The following is a 6,492-nucleotide window of genomic DNA, read 5'->3' as shown; positions in this document are numbered from 1 at the left end:
TGACCTTGATCACCAAGGCCAGAGTCAGACGAAGATCACCAAGTGGGTCACTTTTGATCCGCCGTCAGAGGGTCAGCGTTCGGCCGTCGTCGAGAGCTGGGACGAACTGGACGTGGCGGCGCACGCTGAGCTGATCGACTGGCGGGGCGGCGGACCGGACGTGTGGGAGTGCTGGAGGACAGCGCACGTCCAACTGTGTGACAGAGGGCCCCGCTACCCCCCGCTACCGGCGTGGGGCCGTGGACGGCACAGCCCATCACAGTCCTGGACTACCCGCGCTACGCGCATCGAGGTCTTCAGCTCGACCCTGCCCGCAACTTCATGACCGTGGCCGAAATCCGGTCCATGATCGACCAACTGGCAGCGTTGAAGGGCGACCGGCTGCACCTGCACCTGAGCGACTCGCAGTCCTGGCGCCTGGAGATCAAGGGCTACCCGGCTCTTCGGGTGCAACGGGTCGGGCTGTATCGCGGGCTTCTACACGCAAGAGGACTTCAAGAGCCTGGTCAAGTACGCCGCCGACCGGTTCATCGAGATCGTCCCCGAACTGGAGAGCCCGGCCCACGCCACGGCGGCGGTCAGGTCCTTGGGTGGCGTTGCGGTCATGGGCTGCCAGGGGCAGACCCAGACCGACCGCTTCTGCACGAACCCGAAGGACCCGGCGAGTGCACGGGCGCTCGCGTTCTGGCGGGACGCGATCGCACAGCTCGCCGCGATCTCGCCCGCCCCGATCATCCACATCGGCGGCGACGAGGCCATCGGGATGCCCCACGAGGACTACAAGTGGTGGATCGGGCAGATGGAGTCCATCGTCAACGCCAACGGCAAGCGGATGATGGGTTGGAACCCCGCACTCGAGGGCTACGCACCGGGTTCGACGTCCATCAACCACTACTGGTCCGACTACACCGGCGGTGGTCCGGCGCTGATCAAACCCGAGTGGTTCAACCAAGGCCGTGACGTCATCACCACCCCGGAGTGGAACGCCTACCTCGATTTCGGGTACGACGGGTCGCCCGGCCGGACGCCTCAGACCGAGCTCGACAAGGCCTACGGGTGGGACCCGGAATGGGTCTACGAGAAATACCGCTCCGTCTGGGCGCAACCGGCATACGGCGGACCGAAGGCGGAGGACATCATCGGCATCGAGGCGCCGATCTGGGGCGAGCAGATGCGTGGACTGGCCACCAACGAGTTCATGGTGTTCCCACGGTTGGCCGGAATCCTGGAGAAGGCCTGGTCTCCCAAGGTGCTCACCCAGGACTACGACGCGTACCGCCAGCGGCTCAGCGTCGCCGGACCGCGGTGGGCGTTCGCGAACGTGAACTACGGCTCCATCGCCCTGGTCACCTGGAGTCCGGAGTCGATGGGCACGGTCACCCGCCTCGGCGTCGACAGGACCCTGAGCAACGCACCCCTGGGCCGGTTGGCAGCTGGCTCGATTCCGCCGGGTGAGTTCACGGCGGTGATCGACTGGGGCGACGGATCGCCGACCGAATCCGCCGGCATCGCAGCACGTGACTACGTGACGAGCCAACGTCAGGGCAGAAGCCTGATGGCGGTCAGCGGAAGCCACACCTACCCGGCGGACGGGACGTACCACGGGACAGTGACCTACAGCCGTCAGGACCAGACCTGGGTCGTGCCGTTCGTCGCGACCGGCGTCCCGTCCTGTACGTCGATGGTCACCGGGACGCACCAGGGCCCGTTGACCTTTTCCTCAGGCGTCACGTGCCTCGACGGCGCGACGGTCTCGGGACCGGTCACAGTAGCTGCGGGTGCTTCGCTCTACGCATCCGGGTCCGTGTTCCGCGGCCCGGTGACGGCGTCCGGAGCAGGCAACGTTCTGCTGTGCGGTACAACCGTGTCCGGACCGGTGGGCGTGACCGCTGCAACTCGGGTCTGGCTCGGCAACCGGAACGGCGCGTGCGCGCCGACGACGGTCGGGGGCCCGGTGGAGGTCAGCGGTTCGGCCGGTCAGGTGACGATCGACAGCGTCACCGTGGCGGGCCCGCTCGTCCTCAAGAACAACACCGGCTCCACGATCGTCTCCGGTAACCACATCAGCGGGCCACTGTCCTGCAGGGGCAACTCTCCCGCGCCGACCAACGCCGATCAACCCAACTCCGCGTCCGGCCCGATGTCGAGCCAATGCGCCGGACTCTGACACCCGGTAAGTGCACACGGCGCCCTGTGCGCGAGCTGCGCAGGGCCGCCATGTGCGGTGCGGGCGGCGCGTACGGCCTGCAGCGCGCGGTGATCCCACATCGCCTGTGCGATGACGCGGTGGCGGATCGATGGCCAAGGTGTGCTGAGTGGATCGAGGGCTGGTACAACTTGCGCCGGCTGCACAGCAGCCTCGGCTACCGCAGTCCCGCCGACTATGAAGCCGCCCTGGCGGCCTGACCACCACACGGATGGTGTCCGTCAAAGCGGAACAAAGAAATGCTCCAGACGCCCTTCTTCGTCCGACAACCGGGCGGCGAGTTCAGTGACGCTCCAGCTCGGGCGGCCCAGAAGCCTGTTGCCGATGATCCGCAGCGCTGTCGGCAACGGGTGCCACGACCAGAGCGGGTGCGGAGTGTCCGTCGTGCGGGACGCCCTCGGGCCGCGTCCACAGCAGCTACGTGCGCCGGCTCGACGACAGCGCGACAGCCCAGCGTCGCGTCGTGATCGAGTTACGGGTCCGCCGGTTTCGCTGCCGCCAACAAGCGTGCAAGCAGGCGACTTTCGTCGAGCAGGTCGAGGGCGTCACCTTCCGGTACGGACGACGAAGCCAACAGCTCCAGGCTGCGCTGCAACGGCTCGGGCTCATGCTCGCCGGCCGGGCCGGCTCCCGCCTGGCCGAGGCCTTCGCCGTCCCGGTCAGCCGATCCACCCTGCTCAGGCTGATACGTGCTGTCCCCGAGTCTGAGCCGCCGGCGCCGCGAGTGCTGGGGATGGACAAGTTCGCCCTGCGCAAGGGCCACGTCTACGCGACCATCCTGGTCGACATCGAGACCCGTCGTCCCGTTGACCTGCTGCCAGACCGCACCGTCGAGACAGTTCGCTCCTGGCTGGCCGCCCACCCCGGAGTGCAGGTGATCTGCCGCGACCGCTCCGCCTCCTACGCCGAGGCCGCACGGCTGGGCGCTCCGGACGCCCTCCACGTCGCCGACCGCTTCCACCTCTGGCAGAACCTCGCCGACGCCGTCGAGAAGACCGTGCTCCAGAACCGCACTCTGCTTCCCGAACCTCCACCGCCGGCAGGTCCCACCCAGCACGTGTCCCTGCCGTCCGCCACTGCTGAGCCCCGCCGGACCGGACGCCTGTCGGACCGCGTCCGCGAACAGCACGCGGCCGTCCACGCCCTGATCCGTGAGGGCGTCAGCCTGCGCGCCATCGGTCGGCGACTGGGACTGGCCCGCGGCACCGTCCGCCGCCTGGCCCACGCCTCGGACCCGGACGAACTGCTGGTCGGCCGCTGGACCGGGCGCACCAGCATCCTCGACCCCTACAAGCCCTACCTCAACCAGCGGTATGCCGAGGGCTGCACCGTCGCCCGCCGCCTGTTCGAGGAGATCCGGCAGCACGGCTACCCAGGCCAGGAGCAGATCGTCCGCGTCTACGTGCGGCGGCTGCGGGATGCGTTCCCGCACCAGGACCCGCCCCGCCGCAAACCCTCCGTTCGGGACGTGACCAGGTGGATCACCCGCCACCCCGACCGGCTGGCCGCCGACGACACCCAGCAACTCAAGGAGATCCTCGCGCGCGTCCCGGCGCTCGCCCGCACCGCCGAGCACGTCAGAGCATTCGCCGAGCTCATGAACAACCGCCGCGGCCACCAACTCAAAGACTGGATCACCCGCGTCCAACAGGACGAAGTCCCCGCCCTGCAGACCTTCGCCGCCGGCCTCCTGCAGGACCTCGACGCGGTCGTCGCCGGGCTGACTCTGCGCTACAGCTCCGGCGCGGTCGAGGGTCACAACAACAAGATCAAAATGATCAAGCGCCAGATGTTCTGCCGCGCTAACTTCGACCTGCTCCGCAAACGCGTCCTCCACGCGGCATGAACCTGGTCGTGGCGGCGTGGACGGTGACGCGGTTGGCGCTGATGGTGACGTCGCTGACTTCGACGTCGGTGGTCTGGTGGAGCCAAAGGTTCTGGAGGAGGTGAGGTCGTCGGTCACGACCGTTCATGATCGCGGAGTTGGTGACCCTCCGTGGCTCTGGCACCAAAAGTGATCCAGAACCCACATTCAGCCGCTGCCGACACAGCGCCAGTGGCAACCCACCGCACAGCTGCGCGAGCCGAGTCAGGGCCACAGGCCCGTCCGTCACGGAACGCTCGCCCACGATGCCGGTCAACAAATCCATGGCCTCCGGCAACTGCAGCGGGCCAAGGACCAGGCGGCGTACGCCCTCCAGGCCGGCCAGCAGCCGTCGGCTGGTGACCGGCACCCTGCTCGGACCGTGCGCCGCAAGCAGCGGGCGGATCTGCTCCTCGGACGCGGCGTCGTCGAGGACCACCAGGATTTGCCGATCGCGCAGCAACGACCGATACAGGGAAGCCCGTGCCTGGGGGTCGGCCGGCAACTGACGCTCGGCGACGCCGAGCGCACCCAGCAGGAGCCCCAGTGCGTCCTCGACAGGACGCGGCTGCGCCGACATGCCGAAGAGATCGAGGAAGAACACCCCGTCGGGAAATCCCGGCCGCAGAGCTCGACGTCCGGGGCACACCCCCGATCCGGATCGAACCTACATCGCTATCACCACCGACAGACACATGGGGCGCAGCCGAGAACGCGCTCCAGGCCTCCCTTCTATGGTTCTTCGGCGCCTCACGATCGAAAGCAGCCCTACGACACCAGGCAGGCGCGGTCCGGAACCGCGCCTGGATCCTCCGCAGCGCCGCGATCGCCGCCGAGGCAGAAGCAGTGCTTTGGACCTACGGTGGTCTGACAGGGGCCGACAAGCCGAACCGGCGTTGCGGAGGAGGCTGCGATGGAGGAGCACTTCGTCTGGGTAACGACGCGTCGGCTTCAGCCGGGCACCTTGGAGGAGTTCGAGAGGGCATGGCGTCCCGCCCCATACCCGCAGGGTCTGCGCCGCGCCTTTGCGTACTGGTCCGAGGACGGACGGGAGATCACCGGGGTGTCGTTCTGGGACTCCAAGGAGGTATGCGACTCCTGGCGGGCCTCCGAGCCGGAGGCGCGGCGGCGTACGGCCATGGCCCCGTACGTCGTCGAGGAGCGGGAAGGTTTCTACCGCGGCCGTGAACTGGCCATTCCCCAGGAGTAGCCATCCGCGAGCGGGTGCCGCTGCAAGCCGCGCAGCGTTCCCTCCGGCGACGCATCGACGGCGGGGCAGTCGGTCACGACCGTCAGGTGGTCATCACGGCATCGCAGTCGGGGCAGACCACGGACGCGTACTCTGCGGGGTACCAAGACGCCCCAGGGTGCTCGGATGGCTGCTGGCAGGCCGGCTCCATAGCGAAGGTGTCCTTGCCGCAGAGAGTCCGCGGTCCAGTCGCGGTGGGCGTCCCCGGGGCGGTGGGCGCCGCATGCACCCGGCGGACGGTCCGTGCCTCACCAGGCGCCCCGCCCGGGGAGGCGCGCGTACCCACCGGCTTGTCGAGTTCGTACACGACGACGATCGCGCCCATGCCCCTACGGTAGACGGCCCCACGGCCGGTCCGTGGTGGGCCATCGTGCTCAGTCTGGGGCTGCCCTCAGGAGTCCGAGCACCGACTCGGCTGGTGGAAGAACCGGTGGGCCTACCGCTACCGCCGCCGTCCGCTCCGACAGAGCGGCGCCAGGAAGAAAACCCACATCACATCACCAGCCCAGGGCAGGCAGTGCTGGGCCGCCGTAGCGGCGCGGTGCGGGCCGGCCGTGGACCGCTACGACGCACGCGCCCGGCAGTACTGACCACTGACGCGCCGGCTACGCGGCGGGGGCGTCCGGCGCGGGCCGCCACGCGCGAAGCGGCGACCTGCGCGGCTGTCAGGCGGACAGAGAGCGCCCGCAGTTCGTGACTCGGGCGAGCACGGCAGGTGCGGGCTCGCCACCCCGCAGACGACGCAGCCTCTTCAGCGCGCTCGTCCACCGGTTCGTTGGCGGGAACCTGCGCAGCGCACCCCGTACGCGCCAGAGCCGTAACAATGGACGAGGCCGTGGACACGGTGCGTACCCGTGCTTGGCGCCGGGGCTGGTCGGGGTTGTGAGGTAGTGCGGCGATCCTCGCTGCGGGTCGGCGGAGGAAGACGGCGGGTCCGGGCTGATGCCGTGGAGGCGGTGGCAGCACTTACTGGCGGTCCGCCCACTACCGAACCCGGAACGGTTCAGTCCGATGCCCTGCCGGTCGGGCGCGGTCTCGCGTGCCTCCAGATCTGCAGGGTGCGGATACTGCCTTTAGGCCAAGGCCATGAAGTTATGGGCTGTTGGGTGCTGTCAACAGGATGTCGATGCTGATGGTGGCTTTGTAGGTGCGTCGGTCGACGCGCAGGCTCTT

At 68.6% G+C, this 6,492-nt stretch carries 4 protein-coding genes and 1 pseudogene; 4 read left to right on the top strand and 1 reads right to left on the bottom strand.

Translation table 11 applies throughout. The features are described 5' to 3' along the window. Positions 1–321: 321 nt before the first annotated feature. From ABZ818_RS42275 to ABZ818_RS42265, 3 genes and pseudogenes are all read left to right on the top strand, one after another. Positions 322–2,167, top strand: a pseudogene (locus ABZ818_RS42275) (family 20 glycosylhydrolase). Between the two features lie 26 nt (positions 2,168–2,193). Further along, positions 2,194–2,406 (top strand): hypothetical protein, encoded by a 213-nt coding sequence (locus ABZ818_RS42270; protein ID WP_361427522.1) that lies wholly within the window; start codon positions 2,194–2,196, stop codon positions 2,404–2,406. A gap of 137 nt (positions 2,407–2,543) precedes the next feature. After that, positions 2,544–4,052 carry an ISL3 family transposase gene (locus tag ABZ818_RS42265; RefSeq protein WP_361427519.1) on the top strand — a complete coding sequence of 503 codons (1,509 nt, stop codon included), beginning with the start codon at positions 2,544–2,546 and terminating at the stop codon, positions 4,050–4,052. On the opposite strand, the gene ABZ818_RS42260 is transcribed toward ABZ818_RS42265, so the two are convergent. Beyond that, positions 4,009–4,674, bottom strand: a complete 666-nt coding sequence (locus ABZ818_RS42260; RefSeq protein ID WP_361427516.1) for a hypothetical protein — start codon at positions 4,672–4,674, stop codon at positions 4,009–4,011. The two genes, ABZ818_RS42265 and ABZ818_RS42260, sit on opposite strands and share 44 nt — an antisense overlap. A 309-nt stretch (positions 4,675–4,983) precedes the next feature. Here ABZ818_RS42260 and ABZ818_RS42255 point away from each other — a divergent pair, with 309 nt between their 5' ends. After that, complete coding sequence (locus ABZ818_RS42255; protein ID WP_361427513.1) at positions 4,984–5,280, top strand: hypothetical protein; 297 nt, start codon at positions 4,984–4,986, stop codon at positions 5,278–5,280. Positions 5,281–6,492: the final 1,212 nt, after the last annotated feature.

Source organism: Streptomyces sp. NPDC047453 (genome assembly GCF_040643155.1).
Classification (GTDB): Bacteria; Actinomycetota; Actinomycetes; order Streptomycetales; family Streptomycetaceae; genus Streptomyces.
Note: the sequence above shows the minus strand (reverse complement) of the source record. Positions and strands in the feature narration are given on the sequence as shown.

What these genes read in the sequence shown, in the direction of transcription:
- ABZ818_RS42255 (WP_361427513.1), top strand. Translation starts at nt 4,984, where the DNA reads ATGGAGGAGCACTTCGTCTGGGTAACGACGCGTCGGCTTCAGCCGGGC.